The sequence below is a fragment of the Actinoplanes missouriensis 431 genome, from assembly GCF_000284295.1.
In the GTDB taxonomy this organism is placed as follows: Bacteria; Actinomycetota; Actinomycetes; order Mycobacteriales; family Micromonosporaceae; genus Actinoplanes; species Actinoplanes missouriensis.
Genome location: NC_017093.1, coordinates 442,709 through 467,622, shown reverse-complemented (window position 1 = coordinate 467,622; position 24,914 = coordinate 442,709). Strand labels below are relative to the sequence as shown.

General features: G+C 69.7%; 17 protein-coding genes. 5 read left to right on the top strand and 12 right to left on the bottom strand.

What is annotated here, in order from left to right:
• Window positions 1–208 precede the first annotated feature (208 nt).
• Entirely contained in the window at window positions 209–2,251 is a 2,043-nt protein-coding gene (locus tag AMIS_RS02215) for a VCBS repeat-containing protein (protein ID WP_157434713.1), read from the top strand.
• Between the two features lie 164 nt (window positions 2,252–2,415).
• On the opposite strand, the gene AMIS_RS02210 is transcribed toward AMIS_RS02215, so the two are convergent.
• Genes AMIS_RS02210 through AMIS_RS02200 form a run of 3 tightly spaced genes read right to left on the bottom strand, consistent with a single transcriptional unit; the run spans window position 2,416 to window position 8,478 of the window.
• On the bottom strand, window positions 2,416–2,805 hold the full coding sequence (locus tag AMIS_RS02210) for a TY-Chap domain-containing protein (RefSeq protein WP_014440557.1): 390 nt from the start codon (window positions 2,803–2,805) through the stop codon (window positions 2,416–2,418).
• Complete coding sequence (locus AMIS_RS02205; protein WP_014440556.1) at window positions 2,802–3,296, bottom strand: DUF6301 family protein; 495 nt, start codon at window positions 3,294–3,296, stop codon at window positions 2,802–2,804. The genes AMIS_RS02210 and AMIS_RS02205 overlap by 4 nt, the downstream gene beginning before the upstream one ends.
• 49 nt (window positions 3,297–3,345) lie before the next feature.
• Window positions 3,346–8,478: a polymorphic toxin-type HINT domain-containing protein gene (locus AMIS_RS02200; protein ID WP_231859210.1), complete on the bottom strand. Its 5,133-nt coding sequence runs from the start codon at window positions 8,476–8,478 to the stop codon at window positions 3,346–3,348.
• 271 nt (window positions 8,479–8,749) lie between these two features.
• Here AMIS_RS02200 and AMIS_RS02195 point away from each other — a divergent pair, with 271 nt between their 5' ends.
• The 4 genes from AMIS_RS02195 (at window position 8,750) to crcB (ending at window position 13,724) form a co-directional block, all read left to right on the top strand.
• Window positions 8,750–11,095 (top strand): exo-alpha-sialidase, encoded by a 2,346-nt coding sequence (locus AMIS_RS02195; protein WP_014440554.1) that lies wholly within the window; start codon window positions 8,750–8,752, stop codon window positions 11,093–11,095.
• Window positions 11,096–11,245: 150 nt separating this feature from the next.
• A complete protein-coding gene (locus AMIS_RS44545; protein ID WP_014440553.1) occupies window positions 11,246–12,763 on the top strand; it encodes a calcium-binding protein in 1,518 nt (505 codons plus the stop codon).
• 242 nt (window positions 12,764–13,005) lie between these two features.
• On the top strand, window positions 13,006–13,368 hold the full coding sequence (locus AMIS_RS02185; RefSeq protein ID WP_014440552.1) for a fluoride efflux transporter FluC: 363 nt from the start codon (window positions 13,006–13,008) through the stop codon (window positions 13,366–13,368).
• The gene (gene crcB / locus AMIS_RS02180) at window positions 13,365–13,724 is read left to right on the top strand and encodes a fluoride efflux transporter CrcB (protein WP_014440551.1); all 360 of its coding nucleotides are present in this window, start codon (window positions 13,365–13,367) and stop codon (window positions 13,722–13,724) included. Before AMIS_RS02185 ends, crcB begins: the two co-directional genes overlap by 4 nt.
• A 188-nt stretch (window positions 13,725–13,912) precedes the next feature.
• Here crcB and AMIS_RS02175 read toward each other — a convergent pair whose 3' ends face one another.
• The 9 genes from AMIS_RS02175 to AMIS_RS02135 form a co-directional block, all read right to left on the bottom strand.
• Window positions 13,913–16,111 (bottom strand): MMPL family transporter, encoded by a 2,199-nt coding sequence (locus tag AMIS_RS02175; RefSeq protein WP_014440550.1) that lies wholly within the window; start codon window positions 16,109–16,111, stop codon window positions 13,913–13,915.
• A gap of 71 nt (window positions 16,112–16,182) precedes the next feature.
• Window positions 16,183–16,827, bottom strand: coding sequence for a response regulator (locus tag AMIS_RS02170; protein ID WP_014440549.1), 645 nt, complete (start codon window positions 16,825–16,827; stop codon window positions 16,183–16,185).
• Between the two features lie 12 nt (window positions 16,828–16,839).
• Window positions 16,840–18,144, bottom strand: coding sequence for a sensor histidine kinase (locus tag AMIS_RS02165; protein WP_041829515.1), 1,305 nt, complete (start codon window positions 18,142–18,144; stop codon window positions 16,840–16,842).
• 71 nt (window positions 18,145–18,215) lie between these two features.
• On the bottom strand, window positions 18,216–20,501 hold the full coding sequence (locus AMIS_RS02160) for a hypothetical protein (protein ID WP_014440547.1): 2,286 nt from the start codon (window positions 20,499–20,501) through the stop codon (window positions 18,216–18,218).
• Window positions 20,501–21,691: an acyl-CoA reductase gene (locus AMIS_RS02155; protein WP_014440546.1), complete on the bottom strand. Its 1,191-nt coding sequence runs from the start codon at window positions 21,689–21,691 to the stop codon at window positions 20,501–20,503. Before AMIS_RS02155 ends, AMIS_RS02160 begins: the two co-directional genes overlap by 1 nt.
• Window positions 21,688–22,722 (bottom strand): LuxE/PaaK family acyltransferase, encoded by a 1,035-nt coding sequence (locus AMIS_RS02150; RefSeq protein ID WP_014440545.1) that lies wholly within the window; start codon window positions 22,720–22,722, stop codon window positions 21,688–21,690. Before AMIS_RS02150 ends, AMIS_RS02155 begins: the two co-directional genes overlap by 4 nt.
• The gene (locus AMIS_RS02145) at window positions 22,719–23,942 is read right to left on the bottom strand and encodes an AMP-binding protein (protein ID WP_014440544.1); all 1,224 of its coding nucleotides are present in this window, start codon (window positions 23,940–23,942) and stop codon (window positions 22,719–22,721) included. Before AMIS_RS02145 ends, AMIS_RS02150 begins: the two co-directional genes overlap by 4 nt.
• Window positions 23,939–24,670, bottom strand: a complete 732-nt coding sequence (locus AMIS_RS02140) for an SDR family NAD(P)-dependent oxidoreductase (RefSeq protein WP_014440543.1) — start codon at window positions 24,668–24,670, stop codon at window positions 23,939–23,941. Before AMIS_RS02140 ends, AMIS_RS02145 begins: the two co-directional genes overlap by 4 nt.
• Window positions 24,667–24,909, bottom strand: coding sequence for an acyl carrier protein (locus tag AMIS_RS02135; protein WP_014440542.1), 243 nt, complete (start codon window positions 24,907–24,909; stop codon window positions 24,667–24,669). Before AMIS_RS02135 ends, AMIS_RS02140 begins: the two co-directional genes overlap by 4 nt.
• Window positions 24,910–24,914 lie beyond the last annotated feature (5 nt).

The following is a 24,914-nucleotide window of genomic DNA, read 5'->3' as shown; positions in this document are numbered from 1 at the left end:
TATGTCATATCGACGAATGTTCAGTCCATGCATCACCCTCATTGTGCATGTATTCGATTCGGAGCTGGTCAAGCCCGCTTTGTAATCGAGTCCAGTAAATGTCCGGAGCTGGCGCAATAGGCGTCACCAGCCGTTAACCATGCCCTCAACTCGGATTCATCTGTCACCTGTAGGGCTTGGCCGGCTTCGTCACGGGGGAGCTTCTTCTGTGTCCGTAAGCAATTCCAACAATCGCCTGCGAGTGCGCCTCGCCGCCACTCTCACCGCGGGACTGACCGTTACCACGATGATGCTGGTGCCGGCCGCCGCTGTGGCCGCGCCCCAGGCACCGGTGGTGGCCGCCGCCGCGGCCGCGGCCGCGGCCGCGGCCGCGGCCGACCCCACCTTCCTGGCCGACGACGTTGAGAAGATCAAGGCCGCCGGAGCGCTGGCCATCAACCCGGACAGCGAGATGCTGCTGCTCAACGACCAGCAGTTCGTCTTCGAGATCTGGCGCCGGGCCAGGGAAGGCAGCTTCGTGTCGGCTGAGGCCCTGCGCGCCTACGCCGCCGAAGAGTCCGACGCCGCGTACAACTTCATCGTCTCGGGCATCTTCGCCGCCGCGAACGACGACAACCAGGTGGAGATCGCCACCAAGCAGGCGCAGGCGCTGCGCCGCTCGGTGCTGGTCACCGTCGGACTCGACGCGTCGGACACCGCGCTCATCGAGAAGGACGACTACAGGTTCATCGTCGCGGTCTGGGAGAAGGCGGAGGAGGGCAGCTCCGTCAAGGCGGCGGCCCGGGCCGCATGGGCGGAGGGCAGCACCCAGACCGAGTGGACCCGGTTCCTGACCACCGGCGCGGCCGAGGCCGCCAAGGAGGACCTCGACCGCAAGCTCAAGGAAGCAGACGAGGTAGAGGCCGCCCGGCTCCGCGCCGAGGCGCTGGCCGCCGCGAAGCGGTCCTTGCTCCAGCTGCTGCTGCTCCCGGTCACCCAGGAACTCATCGACGCGCCCAACCGGCAGTACGTCCTGCACATCAAGGACAACGCCAAGGGCACCGAGGTCAAGCTCGCCGCGCAGGCCGCGCTCAACGCCTCCGACGCCACCCTGGCGCAGGCACTGCACGACTTCATCTTCACCGGCGGCGCCGCGGCCAACACCGCTGATGAGAAGGCCGCCGCGGCCAAGGAGCTCGCCGACTACCGCACCCGCGTCACCGCGATCCGCGACGCCGCCCGCGCTCAGGGCCTGTCGCCGAACCTGGTCGCCGCCGCCGACAAGGCGCTCACCGCCAACACCACGCTCGCTCTGCAGCAGTTCCTCCTCAAGGGCCAGGACGTGGCACGCGATCTCGACAAGAAGGCGGGCCTGACGGACGTCCCGTTCGCGGGCGACTTCAACGGCGACGGCCACACCGAGATCGGCGCCTACCGTACGAGCCTCGGCCAGTGGACCATCAAGAACGTCCGCGACGGCAAGCAGCTGCTCACCAAGCACGTCTACGGCGGAAACGGCTCTGATGTCCCGGTGGTCGGCGACTTCGACGGCGACGGCTCGGACGACTTCGGCCTCTACCGCAAGAGCAACGGCACGTGGCACCTCAAGAGCCTCAAGACCGGCCAGCAGATCATCGGCGGGTTCGCCATCAGCGGTAGCGACGGTGGCGACCTCCCGGTGGTGGGCGACTTCAACGGCGACGGCTCCGACGACATCGGGCTCTACACCCAGAACTGCTCGACCGGCTCGACCTTCAGCGCCTACAGCGTCAAGCAGCGGGCCAACATCAAGCTGAACTTCAAGTGGGGCGGCTGTAGCGACATCCCCGTCGCCGGTGACTTCAACGGCGACGGCTCCGACGACCTGGGCCTCTACCGTCGGGACTGCGGCGTCGGCTCCACCTGGTACGGGTACAGCGTCCGCACCAACGCCACCCTCTTCAGCGGCCTGCGGGCCGGCGGCTGCACCGACACCCCCGTCGTCGGTGACTTCAACGGCGACAACAGCGACGACTTCGGCTTCCACCAGCAGGACTGCACCAACGGGTCGGTCTGGCGGGCCTACAACGTGAAGGGCCGGGCCTACCTGCTCAACGGCCTGAAGTGGGGCGGTTGCAAGGACATCCCCGTCGCCGGCGACTACAACGGCAGCGGCGCCGACGACCTCGGCCGCTACACCCACAACTGCGCCACGGGCTCCACGCTGGCCAGCTACGAGGTCAAGCTCGGCGGTGTCAGCCGCAACGGCGTCCTGATCGGTAACAACTGCTAGACCCGCGCGGCGGGCAGTACCACCAGCGCTCCACGTTCGGCTCAGGGTCTGTCCCGTGTTCCTCGGGGCAGACCCTGAGCGTATGGAAGGTGTTGCTGCGATCGTGACAGACGGGAGCCCCCGGTCGAGTTTCCGACCGGGGGCTCCCGTCCGGGGCGGATTCCTCACTGCTTGAAAGCGCGCACCTCGACCTCGGACGGGCCGGTGACGCCGTAGACATCGTGCAACGTCGACACCATCAGCTCCGCGATCCTCGTGGCGTCACGGCTGTGCAGCGGCCACTTCCGAAACAGCAGCCACCAGTTGGGCTGGTCCGGCTCGTCCGGTGGCTGCCAGCCCTTCGCCCGCATCGCGGCCTCCTGCTCGGCGGCGAGCTGACCTTCCGGCGGCAGGAAGGTGTTGGAGACCGCATCCAGCGCGAGCCCGTCCGTCAGCTGGAAGAGTTCGGTGTATCGGTTACCGGGCGCCTCCAGGATGACGACGTCGCCGAGCTCCAACCGCGGAAGACGGTCGGCGAGCTGCTCGGTCAGCTCCGCCCACGACGATGCATTCACGCCAGTGCCTCGGTGACCTCGTCCCATTGGTCCTGGAACCTGTTGCTCGCCCACGTGACCGTCACGATGTTCTCGAGGTTCTCGACCAGAACCGTGGAGGCGTCGTCCAGTCGCCAACGTACCGTCGGCAGCTTCGTGTGCTTCCGAACAGTCGGTTCGCCGAATGCCGCCACACCTTCGGCGGCGGCATCGGCGAAGGCGTCGCCGACGAAACGGTCTCTGTCGCGTCCGTCTTCCTGGACGAGCTCGGTGATCCGGACACAGATGTCGTCGACGTACCCGTCACGGATCAAGAACCGGACCTGACGTCCGGGCACACCCAAGCCGGCGTCCGCGACAGCTATGGTGCCTGCGACCACATCCAGCAAGGTCCAGCCCATCCGCCGGCACAGATCGTCGACGTCGGTCTCCTGCCAAGACCATTGCGTGTCCCTCATGCCGGCCAGCATGGACCGGACCGCTCCGGGGTCGGCTTTCAGCCAGCTTGCCATGTGATCTCCTTGCCGAATGTCGGTCGAGTCCTGCTACCGCAATCCTGCTCTACGGGGTTCCGGCAACGGAGATCGAGCCCAAGCCGAGTCTTTCACCGTCGATGAGGTACCGCGTCACCGTCACCACGCCGGCTGGTGACGTCGTGGCGCGCAGGTAGACGATCTGGTCCGGGTTCTTGCCGTTGAGGACCTGCTGGAACTTGTTGCGCAAGGTCGGGTTTGCGCTGAGCAGGGGCCCGAGCTTGTTGTCCTTCTGCAGGAAGTGTCGTAGGTATTCGGTGCTCATCTGCTCTGCTCGCAGCTTCTTCGGGCCGTTCGGGTCCGGGTTGTCGACCATGCGGGAACCCAGGCCGCTGCCGGCGCCCTTCTCCTCGATCACGATGATTCTGCTGTTGAGGCCGTTGTCCTCGAACAGGATCCGGTCGAGGTTGTCGGGGGTTCCGCGGAGGCCAGTGCCTTGGGTGACCGTCTTGGCGCTCGAGTACTCCATGCGGGCGACGTAGGCGCCACCCGCGGTGCCGAGGTCCTCACTCCGCTGGCGAAGGGTCGTGGCCAGCAAGTTGTACTGGCGGCCGACCGTGCCCAGGTCACCGAGTTCCTTGGCGTCGAGGTGCGCCTCCGCATTCTGCAGCAGCTTCGGCATGTTGTCCGGACTGAGGCTGGACTCGTCGACATCGATCTTGTGCAACTTCAGCTTGGCCGCGATGGGCGCCAGCTTCGTATCCCACATGATCTTGCGCTGCGCGTCGATGGCATTTCGGGCGTCCGCGGCATCCTGCACCGATTCGGGGAGGCCTTTGTCCTGCGGAACGAGGCGCTCCACCGATGTCGCGTCCGGCTTCGCACGGAAGTCGATCGTCTTGGTGTTCGGCAGGTTGTCGTCGGTGACCGCCTGGCCGGTCTTGATGTCCTTCAAGGCACCTTGCGCGTCGCGGAACGTGCCCTCTCGATCGCCCGGGAAGTGGAAGCGGTTGTCCGGACCGAGCAACCGCTCCAGGCCGTACCGCTCGGAGGTTCGCGGAGGATAGGCACTGCGCAGGTCAGCCTCGCCGTATCGCGGCACATCGCTTTCGCAGTTGTGCACCAGGACCGGCGTCCGGTCGGCCAGCACGTAGTACGTGTGCAGGTCCGACACGGTCAGGTTGTGCATGTACCGCGCGCCCGAGTGCAGGCGCACGCCGACCACGGTGGCGGCACCGCGCTGCGCCAGGAGGGCATCACCGGACTGCAGGTCCGCAGCGTAGTTCCACCGGCGTTCCGTGGCGTTCCAGAACGGGTGCTGCGCCGTCGTCCGGATGGTCGCTCGGCTGCCGTCCCGTTCCTCGACCGTGACGTCGGCGAACTCCTCGTCCACCTTCCGGTGCAGCGCCGTGACCTCTTCGGCCGCTGTCTTCCCGGTGAGCGGGTCGGTGGCCAGCACCCGATCGCCGATGCGGATGGCCGCGATCTTCTTGGTGGCACCGCCGGCCAGCAACACCCGCGTGTCCGGGGCGAAGCTGTTGGTCTTCTTGCACGACTCGAGGAGACCGTTGAGGACGTCGCCGAGGTCCAGGTCGATGTCGAGTTCGTCAAGGCTCCGGAGAGCCTTCTCGAGGGCGGAGAAGCCGCCCACGTCGATGACGTCCTTGATCGCCTTGACCTCGGGCGCGTCGAACTTGAAGTGCTTCGGCATGTCGATGTCGAGATCGATCAGCTTGCTGAGGTTGACCGAACCGAGTTCCTTCAGCGCGTTGCTGATGTTCGGCATGCCGAACTTCTTGATGCCGTGCAGCAGGTCGCCGGAGAGCATCTTGGCGATGCTCTTGGTCAGGCCGTCCTGCAGCAGGTCGACACCCTTCGCGACCTTGCTGATCTTGGTCGGGATCACGATCGTCGCGACGTCGTAGGTGACCAGGCCGAAGAACTTGGCGTACTCGCCGTTCTTCCACTCGTCCAGGTGGATCAGCGAGCCCGGGTTCTTGAACAGCTCCTTGATGCCCTCGACGAGCATGCCGCAGGCCGTCGACGGGTCGAGGGTGACCAGCTCCTTGCCGCAGTTGCCCATGATCCACAGGCCGCCGAGGTCGTCGATGACGCCCTGCCCGAGGCCCTTGAGGTATTCGCGGGCGTCCTTGGGCAGCCAGTCCCAGCTGTCGACCGTCTTGTTGAGCCAGTCGGTCCACTCCTTGACCCACGCCGTCATCTCGGCCTTGGCCTCGGCGTCAGCCATCTCCTTGACCGAGCCGCGCAGCGTGGTCGCCAACGTGTTCATGTCAGCGGCCGACTTCTTCATCGACTCCGACACGAGGTTGGCGCTCTTGGAGGTCGCCGCGATCTGCTTGGCGATCTTGTCGGCGTTCCTCGCAGCGGCATTCGCCGTGCTGGCGTAGCCGCGAGCGGCGTTGGCAGCCTGGCGGGCGACCGCCGCGTCGTGCCCGGCCTCGATCGCCATACGCTGCGCGCCCTGGGCGTAACCGGCGGCCTTCTGCGCCGCCTTGGTCGCGTCCTTGGCCGCGGTGACGGCGCCCTCGGCCTCCTTGACCGCCCGCGTCGCGGCGTCGATGGCCCGCTTGCTCGCCTTGATGGCCCGTTCGGCGTCCTTGGCCGCCTTCGCCGCTGCTTCATACGCCGGCTTGACCTGGGCCTGCGCCAGTTGTGCCTGCGTGGCGGCGTGCGCCGCGGCCGCCTCGGCGTCGGCCGCGTGCTGCTGCGCAGCGGCACTCCGCTCCGCGCCGACCAGCATCGCCTCGTTGGCGATGTCCAACGCCATCGCGGCGTCGTTGTCCGTGTCGCTGTACCAGCTGGCGAGGTCGATCGCGGACGCCGCCGGGTCGGCGATCGCCATCGCGCTGACCTGGGCGTTGATCGCGGTACGGCCGGCGAGCCGGCTCTGGAACTGCGCGATACCCGCCTCGTACGTCGACGCGTCGGCGGCTGTCTTGGTCAGCTCCGCGTTCGCCTTCGACTTGGTGGCATGGTTGACCGCCGCGCGGGCCACATTCACCGATTGGCGTGCGAGTTCATTGGCCCGCTGCGCGTCGGCGATCGCCCGGCCCGCCGCGGCGCCCGCCGCCTCGGCGTCACGGCGCGCCCCCGCTGCCGCCGCGGCGGCAGCGTCTGCCTCAGCCCGAGCGGCGGCTGCGGCCGCCGCCGCACGATCCGCGGCCGCCGACGCGGCTGACGCCGCGGCCGATGCCGTGGCAGCGGCGGCCTTCGCTGATGACGCCGCGTTCCGGGCGCCGGGCAGTTGAGCCTCGATGATCTTCGCCTGCGCGGCCGCCCGTTCGCCCTCGGCGGTGCCCTTCTTGGCGATCGCCTCCTGCTCGAGCGTCGCGTGCTCGTACTCCTTGGCGTCGAGGTCCTTGACGGCCTGCTGAGCACGTTTCACGGCCTGGGTCGACTCGCCCATCAGCGTCTGGAACCGCTTGGCCGAGGCGTTGAGCTCGTCGGACGCCTGCCGCGCCTTCTCGCCCTTGCTCGCTGCGATCTTCTCCTGCTCGACCGCCCGGCTCGCCGCTTCGCGAGCGACCGCCATCTGGGAGACGGCGATCGACATCTGCTCCCGCGCGATGTTGCGCTGGGCGACCGCGCGCTCGTAATGAGCCTTGGCGTCGTCGGCCTTCGCCCACGCCTCGCGGGCTTCCTGCTCCGCGCGAAGCCGTTCCTTGCGGGCGTCCGCCTCGGCCTGCTCTGCCGCCAGGGCAAGCTTCTCCGCCTGGTCCGCCAGCTTCGCCGCCGCCGCCTGCTCGCGCTCGGCGGCCTGGCGGTACTTGACCGCGTTGCCGGCTTCCACGGTGGCGTTGCGGTCGGCGTCCAGGGTCTTGGCCGCCGCCTCGGTGGCCTGCGTGGCACTACAGGCCGTCTGCGCCGCGAACTTCGCCGCTTCCGCGGCGTCCTTCTGCGCCGTGACCACCTCTGCCCAGGCGACACCGTTCGACAGACCGGTCCGCACGAGGGTCTCGGCAGCGGTTCCCGCCACGCCCGCGTGGGCGGCCACCTGGTCCGCATTCCGCGTCGTGACCGTGAGTTCGGCACACGCGTCGGCGCGCAGGCGGCTGATGTCGGCGGTGTGGGTCTGCCCGCCCGCCTTACGGATCGGGATGTCCGCGGCGTAGGTCGCGTCGGCCTGCTTGGAGTACTTGTTCGACAAGAACATCGAGTTCGCCGTGACCGTCAGCGACTTGGTCGCCGCGACACTCGACTCGATGATCGTCTTACGGGCCTGCGCCGCCTGGGTCGCTCGTGCGGCCAGATCGACCACATCCGCGACCGCCTTGGCCCGGGCCTCCAGCGCGGCCTTGATCTGGTTCTGCGCCTCGGTGTCGCGCGCCATCGCGGCCTGGTAACCGGCGTTGTAGAACTCGGCGATCGTGGCCGGGTCCTCGCTGTCCAGAGCCATCTGACCGGCGCTGCGTACCTCGTAGCCGCCGGCGGCCACGATCTGCTCGACGCGAGCTTGGATCAGCTTGGCCTGATCCGCGGCGTTCACTTCCGCCTGCTGGTCAGCGGCCTCCGCGGCGGCCTTGCCGATGTTGACGAAGTCGGCGATCTTCGTGTCGCTGTTGGAGGCCAGCGCCGCTGCCGCGCGCTGGCGGACGATCGGGCCACCCTCCTCGGCCCACCGCTGCACGATCGCGCGATTCGCCTCGGCGACCCGCTTCTTGCGCCGGTCGGCCGCCGCCCGGTAGACCGGCAGCGCGTTGTCCAGGAACGCCGCGAACTCCACCGGGTCGTCGGTGCGGAGCACCGCTGCCGCGGCGGCGCGGACCTCGGGGTCCTCGTCATAGTCGGCGAGGTCCTGGATGAGCATCTTGTTCAGCTCGAAGTCGTCCGCCGGACTGGCGGCGAGCAGCCGCTGCTCCCGCTCCGCCTCGCGCTGCCGCTCCATCGCCACGAGCTGCGCCATCGTCAACGGCCCCGACGTGACCCCGGTCTTCCCGTGCGACCGCGCCGCGGCTGCCTGGGGCACCAGAAGGAGGACGAGCAGACCGGCGAGAGCCGCGGTCAGGACATCTCGAATTCGTACGGTGCGGGCAGCCGACGAGTGACGTCCCGGAAATGAACGCCGAAGGGCGCGGAACATGAATTCTCCCCGTGAAGACAACACGAACCTCGCGCCGACCCGCATGGAATACCGGCCCCAGCACAGGACTGCTGCGGCTGATATTCCATTCACACCAGCGAATTCGACGTCCCGCAACATCAACACACGTACGTACGAAAATCAATGCGCTTGCGAAGCGATACATCTCGCCTCGCTCGGCAGAGGTCCACTGCGGATCGGAGCGGCCGCCGGCGTCGAAGGGCAGCGTTCCAACGTCTTACCTGTTCACGCTCCTGACGGCGCGGGACGGCCGTTTAACGTACGACACCGAACCAAAAGACCGTCACCCTTAAATATCGTCAACCATTAACTTGCCGTCCATCGATGTCACCTAACGTCCCGGTCACGCAACACACGGGGAGGAGTACCAATGCAGCGAAAGACCCGATCGGCCCTGGCCGCCGCGACGGTGACGATCGCGGTGGCCGGGTTCGGCGCCGTACCGGCTGCGCCGGCCACCGCGGCACCCACGAAGGATCCGACCTGCGCCACCGCAGTCAACGGCACGCCCGCGGGCTCCGACGGGCAGTCCCCCACCGGATACGCCCTCAACGTCGGCGGCGCCAGCGAGTTCGGCACCGTGTGGGACCCGCCCGGCGACGACGCGGCCGGCAGCACGCCGGTGCAGGCGGCGTTCCCGAGCGTGCTCGGGTTGGACACGGTGAACGGGGACGGAACGCCGGTACGCCGGCAGCATGCCCGGTTCGGCCTGACCCGCGACGAACCCAGCGTCAACGGAAAGGTCGCCCAGGTGGAGTCGGTGGACGGCGGCGAGACCTTCCCGGCCGCTACCTACGCTGACGAGAGCGCCGGCGCGGCACCCTCGGCCCCCATCCGGCTGCGGGACGGCTCACTGCTCGCGTACTCCTTCAAGACGCAGGCCGCGCCCTACAACGTCGGCCGGAACGTGCGCTTCACCGCGTACCGCTCGACCGACGAGGGGCGGACCTGGACGTCGGAGGACGCCCTCTTCGACATGGGTTCCTACTGGCAGGGTGGCCGGAGCGCCAGCGTTCCGCTGGAGCTGGCCAACGGCGACATCGTGATGGCGGTCTACGGCAAGTACACCGACAGCGGCAGCTACCGGGTGCAGTTGCAGGCGAGCACCGATGGCGGGCGCACCTTCGTCCGGCGCGCCGTCGTTGCCCCGGACGACGCCGGGAACTCCTACAACGAGACAGGCCTCGCCCAGCTGCCGAACGGCAAGCTGATCGCTGTGATCCGGCACCACGCCGCGGACAGCTCGGGCGCCCTGAACGACGTCGTCACGCCGGTCTGGACGACCTCAGCCGACAACGGCGCCACCTGGAAGCCGCTGCAGGACCTGAGCGTGTCCTTCCCGTACGGCTACGACCCGATGAACGACACCACAAAGGCGCTGGAAGGGGTGGCACCCGACCTCAAACTCATGCCGAACGGCGTGCTGGTGCTGCGCGGCGGACGTCCGGACAACTGGGTGGCCATCTCCACCAACGGCGAGGGCACGGGCTGGGTCGGCCAGCTGACCTACCGCAACTGTCCCACCGATGGTGACCGGCACCGCGGCTCCACCGGTTACGGCGGCATGGACTACGTCGCCGCGAACCGTGCCATCGTGGTCGGCGACAACTGCGACGTCACCTGGGCGTGCACCACGACATCAGGGAACCGGTTCACCATCGACAAGCAGACCCGGGTCTGGCGGCGCTGGATCGACGTGCTCACCCCGGACGTGGGCCGCATCGACCTGGCCACCAAGTACCGCAAGGGGAAGATCACCGTCGGTGGTGACATGACGTCCTCCGTACCCGGACACCCGCGGGCCAGGGCCGACGGTGCCTTCGACGGCAGCACCGAGTACTGGTCGAGCGCGGTGAACGCGAACGGCGCCGGCACGTACGTGCTGAACCTGGACCGTTCGTACCCGCTCACCAAGGTGGGCCTGAGCCTGCGCAACGGCCGCCAGTCCACCGGCCGCGTCTACCTCTCGGCCGACGGTGTCAACTGGGGCAACCCGGTGGCGACCGCAGCGAACCGGACCCACCTGGCGATGGAGTACTTCCCGCTCTCCGCCACCGCCCGGTTCGTCAAGGTCGAGGTGGACGCGTCGGACAAGTGCGATGCGGCCCTGGGCGACAACTGCTCCTTCCTGAACGAGCTGGAGCTCTACTCCTCGATCAACTCTTTCGAGAACGACCCGGTGAACAACCGCCCGCGTGGCTTCACCGACATCGTGCAGAGCTGGCAGACGCAGCGCGCCCCTGAGCTGGCCGACAACGACAGCGCCTCCGCACTGGTCATCGTGGATACCAACGCGCAGGCGATCTCCCGGGTGAACTGGGCCGGGACGGCGGGCGCGACGAAGAGCCTGGAATTCCGGCTCAAGCCGCTCAGCCTGCTCGGCTTCCTCTTCGACGTGATGGGCAAGGACGCCGCCGGGCAGACGGTCAACGCCTACCACCTGGCAGTCGCCCAGGACGGGCGGATCAACCGGTACGACGGCACCAAGTGGGTGACGCTGGCCGGTCCCGGAACGGTCACCGAGAACACCTGGTCGACCATCCGGGTCACGGCCGACACAGCGAAGGCGTCGTTGCAGGTCAACGGGGTGACGGTGGCGACGAACGTGCCGTACACCAACAAAGTCTCCGCGCTCTCCGGCTACAGCTTCGCCAGCAACGGCACTGCCACGACCGGCGACAAGTACCTGGTGGACGACGTCCTGTTCACGCCGTGAGCGACCGTGGGCTCCCCCGGCGACGGGAGAGCCCACGAAGCGCTTCGCCGTTCACTGTGGAGTCACGCCGATGTCGGCCAGTGGATAAGGCGGGTTGTTACGGTCCGCCCGGCGTGCTGAGGTACAGCAACGCCCACGGGGGGAGAAACGATGTCACCTTCCAAGTGGCTGACCGGGGCCGGTGCGGCCCTGCTCGGCCCGCTGACACTCACACTCGGTCTCACCGCTGCGCCCGCCCAGGCCGCCACCGGCGGCGTCGTCCGGGTGGTGACCGACTCGACCGGCGCTCACGTCTCGTACACCGCCGCCGCCAGCCAGACGAACAGCGTCTCGATCAGCCGATCCGGCAGCAAGCTGGTCCTCGACGACCGGGTCGCGATCAAGGCCGGGACGGGCTGCAAGGCCGTCAAGGGCGACCGCACCAGGGTGATCTGCTCCTCGTCGCGCGGCTGGGCAGGCATCAGGATTGCGGTCGGCTGGGGCAACGACACCGTCGTCAACCGCACAAACGTCCGGCTGACGGCCGACGGTGGCACCGGCGACGACAAGCTGACCGGTGGTTCGGCGGTCGACGGGCTGCTGGGTGGCCTCGGCAACGACTACTTGAACGGCCTCGGCGGCAACGACAGCCTCAGCGGGAACGCCGGCAACGACCGGCTTTACGGCGGAGACGGCAACGACAGCCTCAACGGCCACGCGGGCAACGACAAGCTCTACGGCGGGGCCGGCAACGACGGCCTGTCCGGGGACACCGGAACCGACTACCTCAGCGGCGACACCGGCAACGACGTCCTCGACCCGGGCGCGGGCAGCGACCGGAGCTACGGCGGCGCCGGCGTCGACCGGGTGGTCGCCCGGCAGTTCACCGGGCCGGACGCCGACTACCTCAGCGGCGGAACCGGCGAGGACACCATCACTTACGCGTCCCGGACCACCGGGGTGAGCATCACCCTGGACGGCGTCACGGGCAACGACGGCGCCGCCGGCGAGCGCGACACCCTCGCCGCCGACTTCGAGGTTCTCCTCGGCGGCCGGGGCAGCGACCGGATCACCGGCACCGACCGCGCCGAGAAGATCTCCGCCGGCGCCGGTGACGACGTGGTGAACGCCCGCGGCGGCAACGACGTCATCGTGGGGGAGGACGGCAAGGACGTGATCGACGCCGGCAGCGGCAACGACAAGGTGACCGGGGACGGCCGCGTGTACGACGTGGCCTACTACGGGCAGGACACGCTGCGCGGCGGCACCGGCTTCGACATGCTGTACTACCCGGAGGCCTGGGAGACCATCTCGATCGACCTCAACGGCTCGGCGGCGGGCTCCGGGCTGAACGAGGGCGACATCATCGACGGCTCCTTCGAGGGCGCCGAGGCCAGCACCGGTTCCGGACCGGTGAGCTTCATCGGCAACGAGGCCGACAACGTCTTCACCGGCGGCGGCCTGAGCACCACCCTCCACGGCCGGGGCGGCAACGACACCCTGACCGCGTACGCCGGCGGCGCGAAGCTGTACGGGGAGGCCGGTGACGACACCCTTGTCGTCCGGGGTGCCACCGGTCCCACGGACGAGCCGAATCTGCTCGACGGTGGCGACAACGCCACCCCTGCCGGCGACAAGTGCGTCACCGCCCGGATCGATCGGGACAGCCTGGTCGGCTGCGAGCGGTGATCTCCCGTGTCCGCCCGGCGGCCGCCTCGGCGCCGGGCGGGCCGGCGTGGTGCACCCCTGCACTGCGCGCCGGAAACTTGCCGGGGCCGGATACGGTCGTTTCAAGATCCTCGCCTACAGTGGACTGTCAGAACGCCCAGCCGGTGCCGCCTTCCCGGTCTTGAGCGCCCGGATCCGGCCGGGGCGGACGCCGCCACGTCCCCCCGGCCGCCGGCACCCGATGCGCTACCGTCGGTGAAGCTATGGACCTTGACCTGGACCGGCGCTCGATCGCCGCGGTTTCGGCCGGTGGCGCGCTCGGCGCCCTGGCGCGGCTGGCCGTTTCCACCGTCCTGTCCGGTTCGCCGTGGGCCACCTGGCTGGTCAACGTGACCGGCTGCTTCCTCATCGGCGTCCTCTACACCCGGACCGAGCACCGGATGCTCCGTCTCCTCCTGGGCACCGGCGTGCTCGGCGGTTACACCACCTTCTCCACCGCGACCGTGCAGGTGGAGACAGCAGGCCTGCCCTACCTGGCCGCCACCCTGCTCGGCTGCCTGCTCGCCGCCTGGGCCGGTGCGGCCACCGCGGGATCGCTGCGTACCGCCCGGGCCGGTTGCCGGTGACCGCCTTGCTGGTGGCGCTGGGTGCCGCTGTGGGAGCCCCGCTGCGCTACCTCACCGACCGCTTCCTGCGCTCCCGCTTCGGCGCGGCCTACCCGTGGGGCACGCTGACCGTCAACGTGACCGGCTCCCTGATCCTCGGCCTGGTCCTGGGCCTTCCGCTCTCACCCGCCCTGGTGGCACTGCTCGGCACCGGCTTCTGCGGCGCCCTGACCACGTACTCCACCTTCAGCTGGGAAACCCTCGCCCTGGCCCGCCGCGGCGAACAGGCAGCCGCCGCCGCTTACGTCCTGCTCAGCGTCCTGGCCGGCCTGGGCGCCGCCCACCTCGGCACAGCCCTGGCCCACGCCCTGCCCTGACCCACCGTCCCCCACCCTCCCCGCCCCCAGCGACCTTGAGCACTCATCCCCACCCCGACGGGGAGTTTCATCCAAGATCGCGCCAGGGTCCGCGAAAGCGGCGACCGACGGGCGGCGGGGGCGGGACAAGAGGCGGTGGCGAGCGGAGGCGGGGGCGGGAGGCGAGGAGGCGAGGAGGCGGCGAAGCGTCAGGCGACGGGGGTCAGCTCGGGCTCCCGGGCGGCCGGCTGCGACGGCGCCGGCAGCTCGTGGGCGACTTCCGGCAGCCAGCGCAGGCCGCGCGGCAGCCACCAGTTCGCCCGGCCCAGCAGCGCCATCACCGCCGGCAGCAGGACCGCGCGGATCAGCGTCGCGTCCAGTAGCACCGCGGCGGCCAGGCCGACGCCGAGTTCCTTCGTCGCGAGCAGGGGCAGTGTCGCGAAGAGGGCGAAGACCGCCACCATGACCACCGCCGCGCTGGTGATGACGCCGGCGGTCGTGCCGATGCCCTCGCGGACCGCCTCACGGATCGGCAGGCCGCGGTCGTGGCCCTCGCGGATCCGGCTGACCACGAAGACGTGGTAGTCCATCGAGAGGCCGAACAGGATGACGAACAGGAACAGCGGCATCCAGTTGGTGATCGCGCCGGCCGCGACGAAGTCGAGCTGCTTCTCGAAGTGGCCGTACTGGAAGACGTAGACCAGCATGCCGTAGGCAGCCGCCACCGAGATCAGGTTGAGCACCACGCCGGTGAGGGCGACGACGACCGAGCGGAACGAGACGAGCAGCAGGATGAACGCCAGCCCGAGGACGAAGGCGAAGATGTACGGCAGGCTCTCGTCGTAGCGCTCGTTGTAGTCGACGCTCTCCGCGGTGTTGCCGGTGACCAGCGTGGTCGCGCCGGAGATCTGCCCGAAGGTGTCCGGCACGACGTCGTCACGCAGCAGTTTCAGCGCGGCGAGGGAGGCCGCGTCCCCCTCCTTGCCGGTGAGACCGACCGCGACCACGGCGACGTTGCCGGCCGGGTTGACCTCGACGTCGATCGGCTCGACGAGCTTGCCGCCGGTTTTCTGGGCGACATCTCGGAAGTCTTCTAGAGCCGCCTCGAACTGCGGCGTCTTCACCGAGTCGGCCGACACGACGACCCGAGCCGGCGTGGTCTTGCTCGGGAACGCCTCCCCGATCGCCAGGAAAGCCTGCACGACCTGCGAGTCCGGCGCCACGTCCTGGATCTGCTGGCCCTTGGTCTTCATCTCCAGGGCCGGCGCCGCGATCACGCCGAGCGCCGCCACCGCGACCAGCGCGGAGATCAACGGCTTGGCGAGTACGACCTTCAGCAGCCCGTTCCAGAAGCGGCCCTTGCTGTCACGCCGGTAGAGGCCAGGGATCTTGATCGCGTCGACCCGGTCACCGAGCGCCGACAGCAGGGCGGGCAGCACGGTCAGCGATCCGAGCACGGCGGTCGCGACCACCAGGATGGTGCCGGTGGCGAAGCTGACGAACGTGACGTCCTGGGTGAAGAACATGCCGGCCATCGCCACGATCACGGTGAGGCCGGAGATCCAGATCGAGCGTCCGGAGGTCTGCGCCGCGATCGCCAGGGCCCGGTGCGGGTCGGCGCCCTTACGCCTTTCGTCGCGTTCCCGGCGGATGTAGAAGAGGCAGTAGTCGACGCCGACCGCGAGCCCGATCAAGAGCATCACGTGGGTGGTCTCGTCGACCACCGGCGCGAACCGGCTGGCCGCCGCCATCAGGCCGATCGCCGCGACCACCGACATGATCGCCAGCAGGACCGGGAGCAGCGCGGCCACCACGGCACCGAACGCAACCAGCAGGATGCCGAGGGTGACCGGGATGGAGAGCATCGACAGCCGGGTCAGGCCGGCCTCCAGCTCGTCGCCGATCAGCTTGTCACCGCTCGCGTCGCCGGCCTCGGCGATGTAGAGCTCCGGGTGGGCGGCCTGGATCCCGGCCACCGCGTCGAGCGCCGGCCCGACCCGCTCGCTCGCCGTCTCCCGGTCGCCGGTGATGTCAAACGTGACGAGCGTGGACCGGCCGTCGGCCGACTGGATGGGCGCCTGCACCTCGCCGACCTCGGCGACCGACGACAGCGCCCGGGTGACCTCCTCCGCAGCGGTCACCCGGTCACTGCCCGACCGGTTCTGGATCAGCACCATCTCGCCGGAGGGCTGGGGCGGGAAGCCGGCCTCCTCGACGATCCGGTCGGCCTTGCCGGACTCACCGTGGCCGGACAGCGCGTGGTTGGCCTCCTCGGTGGGGACCAGTGAACTCAGCATCACCGTAGCGGCGACGAAGGCGATCCATCCGATGATCGCGAGCGCGCGATGGCGGGCGCTCCACATCGCGACACGAGCCGCGAAACCTTTGACGTTTTCCCTGTTCTCCATGGGGAAAACGCTATTGATTGCGGTGTGGGCCGACGATCCAGCGTGCACCCCGTTCCGAGGTAGTGCTAGCCCTACGTCTGGAGGTAGGTCAGCACCGCCAGCACCCGCCGGTGCTGCTCCTCGTCCTGGTGCAGGCCGAGCTTCGTGAAGATGTTGCGGACGTGCTTCTCCACCGCTCCGTCGGTGACGACCATCTTCCGGGCGATCGCGGTGTTCGACAGGCCCTCGGCCATCGAGCTGAGCACCTCACGCTCGCGCGGGGTGAGGCTGCGCAGCGGATCGTCGCGGCGCCGGCGGACCAGCAGCTGGCCGACCACCTCGGGGTCGAGCACGGTGCCGCCCTCGGCGACCCGGTTCAGCGCGTCCAGGAAGTCGGCGACGAACGCCACCCGGTCCTTGAGCAGATAGCCGACGGCTCCGCGGCGGTCGGCCAGCAGGTCGTCGGCGTACGAGACCTCGACGTATTGGGAGAGCACCAGCACCGGGCTGCCGGGAATCGCCGTACGGGCCTCCACCGCCGCCCGCAGCCCCTCGTCGGTGTGTGACGGCGGCATCCGGACGTCCACGATCGAGACGTCCGGACGGTGTTGCTTGACCGCCGCCACCAGGGACGGCCCGTCACCGACGGCCGCCACCACGGTGTGGCCGTTCTCCTCGACGAGCCGGACCAGGCCTTCTCTCAGAAGCACCGCGTCATCGGCGATCACTACCCGCATGCCGCCATCGTGTCAGATCGGCAATGCCGCGGTGAGCCGCGTTCCCTCCCCGTCGGCGCTCACCACGGCGAGCACCCCGCCGGCCGCCCGCACCCGGTCGTCGAGACCGGCGAGCCCGTGGCCCTTGGCGAGGCTGGCACCGCCCACTCCGTCGTCGGCGACGGTCACCAGCAGGCCGGTGTCGTTACGCTGCACGCTCACCTGGACCTCGGTGGCGTGACTGTGCTTCGCGACGTTGGTGAGCGCCTCGGCGACCACGAAGTACGCGGTGGACTCGATCGACGGGTCGAGCCGGTCGAGCGGCGGCGCGTCCAGGTCGACCGGGATCGTGCAGCGGCCGGCCAGCGCGGTCAGTGCCGCCCGCAGTCCCCGGTCGACCAGGATCGGCGGGGCGATGCCGCGGGAGAGGGCGCGCAGCTCGTCGAGGGTTTCCCGGGTCTGGCTGAGCGCCTCGGCGACGGTGGCCCGGGCGGCGTCCGGGTCGGTGGTGAACTGCTGCTCGGCGCGGCCCAGGTCCATGGCGAGGCGGACCAGCCGCTGCTGCGGGCCGTCGTGGATGTCACGTTCCAGCTTGCGCAGCGCCACCGCCTCGGCGGAGACCGCTGCGGCCCGCTGCTCCTGTGCCACGTCCCGGGCCGCGTTCGCCTGCGCCACTTCCCGCCGGAGCCGGTCGACGCCGTTCAGCAGGCTGTATCCGAAGGCGGCTTCGAGCAGGGCGGCCATCCGCACGACCGGGTAGAGCGTCGCCGAGAAGATCAGCCCGATCACGACGTAGAACAGGATCCGGGTGAACGCGTTGTCGTCGAAGCCGAGGAGTTCCGGCAGCTCGTTGTTGCTCTCCGGGTGCGGCAGCGTCCAGTCCCAGAGTGGGTAGGTGAGGCCGCCGATCGCGCAGGCCCACCAGGTGATGACGAAGCTGAAACCGATCGTGCTGGGGATGAACCGGAAGATCCCGTGCACCATGTCGAGCCAGGCCTGGCCGTCGCCCAGGGGCGCCATCGACCGGCGCCAGAACCCGCTGGTCCGGGCCGTGCGGTAGACCGGGTGCGTCACCTCGCGGCCCAGGACCGGGGCGATCCGGGCCCGCTCGACGACGGCGAAGCCCCGTGACATGAACAGCGTGGCAACCATGATCGGCACCCCGATCCAGATCACCACGGTGCCGATCCCGAGCGCGAACCCGGTCATGCAGAGAACCAGCGTGATCAGGCCGATCGGGAAGCCCAGGAGAACGTACTGCGTATCGACACCCAGCTGGCGCAGGAACCGCCGAGCAGGAGCGGGTGCGGCGGTGGCGCCGGCGTAGGTCGTTGTCATGCCATCGACACTAGGCATCGGCGCCACCCCTTCCGATCCTGCGGACCGCCCGATCGACGGTAGGGATAACCTCAGTAAAGCCGGTAGATGGTCACCGTTCCGCTTCGGTGAGCGACCTCGGCGACGGCTTTCAGCTTCGGTCCGGAGACCTTGCCGGCGGCGGTGTCGGCGAAGAGCCAGCGCACGCCGAACTCCTCGCGCAGACGAGCCACGTCCGCCGGGTCACCCTTTTCGAAGACGCGCTGGTTCAGGGCGTACACCTCGGGGTCGGGCGCCGGCTGGAAGAAGTATTTCAGGTCGTTGACCCCGTTGGCGGCAACCGTCCGGTCCGTATAGGCCCAGCTCTCCACGAGAGTCCGGTGCCCGCCCAGCCCGGCCACCCAGAACGCCCGGGCGTTGCACTGTTTGGTCTTCATCGGCATGCAGTGCACATTCGTCGCGACCAGATCGTCCGCGCCGGCGTTGCGGTAGAGCCAGAGCGCGGCCTTCATCTCGGCCGCGGTGACCGCCACGTTGGCCCGGGCCTTGACCGCGGGGGGTTCGCCGAGGCCCTCGACGGTACGGGACACCGCGCCCACCGTGCCCGCGGCGGCGATCGCGGCGATCAGCGCGACGGGCAGCGCCCGGGCCGCGCGTCCGCGCCAGATCAGCACCGCGACCAGCGCGACCACCGCGACCAGAGCCGCGGTGCGCAGCAGCGGCACGGCCATCGCCCACGCCCACGCGCCGGCGGTCTTCTCGGCCGGAAGGGTCATCTCGGGCGCGAAGATCTCCCAGAGCCCGCCGGCGACCGCACCGGCCACCGGGACCCACCAGGCGCGCACCCGGTCGGCGAGGGCCCAGGCGGTCAGCACCCCGCCGAACGGCAGCACCGCGTTGAAGAAGTAGATCTGGCTCGCCGACGGGTGCCAGAGCAGCCACATGCCCAGCACCCCGGCGATGACGATGCCACCGAGCAGCCACGGCACCGGGTCGTCCCGGAGCTTGCGGGGTGGCAGCACCAGCCCGACCAGCCGCGGCGACTGGACGATCAACCACCAGATGACCGCCCAGGCCACGAACCAGCGCGCCGCGGTGCTCGCCGTCTCCAGGCCGTCCGGGACCAGCCCGCCCCACTGCACGTCGTTGGGGATGCCGATGATCTCCTGGTAGGGCAGGAACCACCGCATCGTCGCCAGGAACTGCGGTTCCAGCGTGCCCGCGCCGCCACCGGCGAAGAGCTTCAGCCCGGCCAGCATGCCGGCGCCGACCACGCCGAGCAGCGCGACGGTGGTCCACGGGACCTTCCGGGTGATCAGCAGGGTGACCGCGCCGGCGAGCAGCAGACCGGCCGCGAGCGGCGGCAGCACGCTCGACTTGCTGCCGGCGCAGGCCAGCGCCAGCAGCGGCAACATCGTCCAGCCGGCCCAGCGCAGCGGGCGGCCACGCAGCACGTCCACGGCGACCAGGACGAACAGGCCGATCAACGGCATCGCGTACGTCTGCGACGGGCTGAGCAGCGTGATCGGGAGTCCGATGCCGGGCGGGCTGGCGACGTTGCCGACGGTGATCGACTGGCCGACGAACCCGATCGTGGCCGCGATCGGCGCCACCCACCAGCGACCGCTGACGCTGCGGGCCAGCGCCGCGAAGACCAGCACCGCGATCGCCGCGACCGGCATCAGCCAGAGCCGCAGGAACACCAGCTGCGGCTCGATTCCGGTGATCATGCTGCCGGTGGCGATGTCGGCGTCCGACAGGTAGTGATACTTCAGCGTCTCGCCGGCCAGCTGCGGCACCTGGAACGGCATCGAGCGGGTCATCTCGTGCACGAGCGCGAGGTGGTAGTAGAGGTCCGGGTACAGCTCGACGGTGTACGGCGGCAGCGGAACGGTACGGAAGACCGTCGCGCCCCAGACGGTCACCAGGAACACCACCACGGCCATCCCGGCCGACCAGCCGAGCGGCAGCGGCTCGCCCGGACCGGTCCGCCAGTGCCGGCGCAGTCGCGGCACCGCGGCGAAGAGCGCCATGACCAGCGCCGGCCAGCCGATCAGCAGGGCTTGCAGCCCGGTCGCGGCGGCGATCGCCCAGCCGGCGAGCAGCACCAGCAGGCCGGTGGCCGCCCCGAGCCCGAGATCCTCGGGGAGGTTGCCCCGGCTGCCGAACGCCGCCCGGAAGACGAGCGTGCCCGGCGCCACGACGGCGAGCAGCAGATAGACCGCGTAGATCGCGATCGCCCGGTCCGGGGTGGCGTAGTAATGCAGCACCCAGAACGCGGAGATCGCCGGAAGCAGCCAGGGGACGACCGCCCAGAGGCGCCGGTCCCGGTGCGGCGCCGGGGCAGTCACCGGCGCCGCTTCGAGAAGAGTCGTCATCAGGGCTGCAGCACCGTCAGCCGGGTGAACTCGGCCGGCAGGTCGTACCCGTCCCAGATCGCGCCGAAGGTCAGCGCCGATCCGAACGGCACGATCCGGTCCACGCCCCGGCCGCCCAGCTCGGTGGCGAACGCCTGCAGCTCGGCCGGGGTGAACCCGAAGTGGCTCACGGTCTGGTCCTGCCGGTTCATCGCCGGCACCAGGTCGAGCAGCGAGCCGGCCTCGGCGAACGGGAACGCCCCGGCGCCGATCCAGTAGCGGGGCGCGGCCTCGGTACCGGTCAGGGTCAGCGCGGTGATCCGGTTGTCCGGAAAGTCCAGCGCCCCGGCGGCCCCGATCGCGGCCAGCCCGTACGCGTTCACCCGCTTCTCCACCGCCATGGCCGGATCGACGACCCAGCCACGGGCGTCGACCACCTCGAGCAGCAGCGTGAGGAACTCGGCGCGAACCTCGTCACCGTCCCCGCCGACCAGGAAGACGGTCCGCGGCGACGAGCAGGCGGCCTGGTCGAACCAGTAGGCGTCGTTGGCGAAGCCGACCACCGCCGCGCGCCGGGCAGCCGGGTCGGCGGCGCGCCAACCGGCCGTCGAGAGCACGGCCCACGACGTACGGTCCGGGAACGTCAGGTCCCGCGCGGACGGCCGCAGCGGAAGCTTGCGGATCGTGTCCACGGCGTTGTCGCCGCCCCAGATCACCCGCAGGTCGCACCACGTGCTCAGCGCGCCGGTGATCGCGTCGTCGTGACCGTAGGTGACCATCCGCTGGGTCCGCGCGACGATCGGGTCGGCGTCCGCCGCGACCTCGCCGAGAGCGTCCAGGATCGTCTCCGCCGCGCCTGCCGACCGCGACGAGATCCGCACCACGTTGTGGTTGCCGGCCAGGGCGGAGAGCGCCCAGGAGTAGACGAAGATGGTGTCCACGTTGGCCGGTGGCAGGTGGAAGACGTTGCCCCGGGGGAAGATCAGCGCGTCGTCCCGCCGCATCTTCTCGACGGCCCGGTGCAGCTCGGCCGGGCGCAGGAAGTAACCGAGCGAGCCGAGCTCCGGGTGCTTGCGGGCCACGGCCGGCGCCAGCAGCTTGCGGGCCAGCTTCGCGAGGAAGTCGACGATCCGCGGGTCGCCGACGGTGAGACGGTCCGCGGAGGGCGCGGTCAGGTCGCCCGGCGTGCCGAATCTGAAGGTGACGCTCATGCCGCGCTCCGATACGTGTCCGAGCAGCCCCGGGCCTCGGCGCGGGGCAGCCGGCCGAGAACCGAGAACCGTTTTCCGGGCCAGTCCCCGTCGTCGATCCCGTGCACCACGCCGAGGTCCTCGGTCAGAAGCACATGCCCGGGGTACGAGGTCGGCAGCGTGCTCACCACTTCCAGCAGGCCCGGTTTCCCGGGTGGAAGCTCCGCCCAGGTCTCCGGGTCGCGGACCACCACGTCCGCGAAGTCCGGGCAGTACAGCGAGCCGCCCGACGGCCCTTCCAGGAAGATCGTGCCGATCTGCTCGACCATGCCGTAGTAGTTGTGCACGTCGGTCAGCCCGACGCCGGCGAGCGCCTCCCGGAAAGCGGACGGCGAGACCGCCTGGTCGATCAGCTTCTTCCAGCCGCCGGAGTGGATCAGGATGCCGTTGCCGAGGTCGAGCCCGTTGTCCCGGGCCACCTCGTACAGGTGCAGCCAGACCAGGTACGTGAAGCCGAAGATCAGGAACGGCTGGCCGCCGTGCTTCTCCAGGAATCCACGGATCGCGTCGAGGTCGACGGCGCCGTCGTTGTCGAGGGCCCAGACGTGGTCCCGGCCGAAGGTCGACATGCCGAGCACGCCGGCGCCACGGGCGCTGAACGAGCGGCGGTCCTTGAGCATCGCCTTGGTGTCGACGAGCAGCATCGGGAGACGCTTCGGGCCGAGCACGGTCTGCACCGTGGCGGCCAGGCGTCGCTGCTGTTCGGCGGCGGCGGCCTTGTCCAGGTAGATCCGGCTGACCTCGCCGGTCGTGCCGCTGGACGTCAGGACCTTGAACACCTCGTCGTCCGGGATGCTCTTGAGCTCCAGGTTCTTGAAGAGCCGGACCGGCAGATAGGGCAGCTCCGACACCGCGGAGGCCGCCACGAAGCCGGATGCGTCAAGGATCCGAGCGTAGGGTTCGCACCGCTCCCGGTGATGCTCGGTCAGAGCGGAGAGCTCCTTGAGCAGGACGGATTCCTTCTCGGACTGCGACAGGGTGAAGACACTCACAGCGACGCCTCCAGCGCCCGATAGTCGGTCTTGCCGTTCGGCAGCAGGGGCAGCGCCTCGATCGGGCGCACGTCCACCCCGGTGAAGTGGGTGCCGAGCCATTCCGAGATCTTGGTGCGCAGCGCGCGGGCGTCGTCCGCCGTGATGCCCTCGGCGAAGACGTGCAGCTTGTCGTCGCCGGCCACCGCGGACACCGGGAACTCGCGCTCGACGTCGTCCAGGTTGATCCGGACGCCGAAGACCTTGCCCATCCGCTTGAGCCGGCCGGTGATGAAGAGGAAGCCCTCCTCGTCGAGCCGGCCCAGGTCACCGGTGCGCAGCACGCCGCCCAGCTCGTCGCCGCGGGCCAGGTCGGCGCCGCTCTCCGCGTACCCCATCATGACGTTGGGACCGCGGTAGACGACCTCGTCGTCCTCGATCGTGAAGGTGGCGCCGGGCATCGGGAGGCCGACCGAGCCCAGCTTGTCGGCGATCCGGTCCGGCGGCAGGGTCGCCATCCGGGGCGCGGCCTCGGTCTGCCCGTACATCACGAAGAACCGGCCGCCCGCGGCGTCCATCTTCGCGGCGAACTCGGAGATCAGCTCGGCCCGGAGCCTGCCGCCGGCCTGCGTGAGGGTACGCAGGGACGGGTGCTTCGCCGGATCGAAGCGCAGCCGGCGCAGCATCTCGTACTGGTACGGGACCATCGCCATCGACGTGACCCGGTGCTCGTCCAGCGCAGACCAGAAATCGCGCTGCATGATCCCGGTGCGCTCCAGCACCACCGTGGCGCCGCGCAGCAGGTGCGAGTGGAGCACCGACAGCCCGTACGAGTAGAAGAGCGGCAGCGTCGTGATCGCCACGTCGTCGCCGGTGACGCCGAGTGACTCGGCCACCTGCTCGGCGTTGGCGAGCACCGCCGAGCGGGACAGCCGGACCAGTTTCGGGTTGCCGGTGGAGCCGCTCGTGGTGAGCAGCAGCGCCAGGTCCGGGTGCACCTCGTCGGTCATGTACCGCTGGATCAGCTCGGTGTGGTCGGCGTCCGGGTCGAGCAGCACGACGGGCGTGCGCGTCTGCAGCGCCGCCAGATATCTCGCGATGGCCGGGACGGTCGTCGGCATCGGCAGGAAGGCCAGCCGCTCCCCGGCGAACTCGTCGCGGAAACCGTCGACGAGCTCGCGCGTGAGGACGTCGCCGGTGGCCGCGTCGACGACGCGGGCGTCCGGGTGCAACAGGTTCACAGCGTCAGTCCCCCGTCCACTCCGATCACCTGTCCGGTGACGAAGCGGGCCTGGTCGGAGAGGAGGAAGGCGATCACGTCGGCGACGTCCTCGGCGGCGCCGAGCCGGCCCAGGGCCGTCCCGGCGATCCGCTCGGCGCGACCGGCGTCATCGAGGGTGTCCAGCATGTCGGTGGCGATGAAGCCGGGCGCGACCGCGTTGACCCGCACACCGCGCGGGCCGAGCTCCTTGGCGGCCGACTTGGCGAGCCCGGCCACGGCGGCCTTGGACGCGGCGTAGACGGCCTGACCGGCGACGCCGTGCGTCCCGGTGATCGACGCGGTGAGCACGACCGACGCGCCCGGCGACCGGGTCAGCAGCCGGACCGCGTTCTGCAGCGTGTACGCCGCACCCGCCGCGTTCACCGCGAAGAGCCGCTCGATCGTGGCGTCGGCGGTCATCCCGAGCATGCCGGCCGCGTGCGTGCCCGCGTTGATCACGAGCGCGTCGAGCCGCTTGAACGTCTCGAACGCGAGCCGCACCAGGGCCTTGCTGGTCTGCGGGTCGGCGATGTCACCGGCGGCGGCAACCGCGGTGACGCCGAACTTGGCGGCCAGCGACTCGGCCGCCTCGGTCACGCCGGCTTCGCCGTGCCCGTGCAGGACCAGGTCGTACCCCTGCTCGGCGAGGCGATGCGCGGTGGCCCGCCCGATGCCGCGCGACGCCCCGGTAACCAGGGCGACACTCACTTGACGTCCACCCCGTATTTACCAAGGATTCGCACGGCCTCGGCGAAACTGGACATTCCGATGACATCATCAGTGTCGATCATTACCGAGAATTCATCTTCGATCGCCGCGACCAACGACATGTGGGCCAGCGAATCCCACTTCTCGTTGTCCTGGTAGCGCAGGTCGTCCACGGGCGCGTCCGCCGGAAGATCGAGCGCGGTACGGAACGCGTCGCGTAGTCTCTGCAGCTCACTCACTGGTT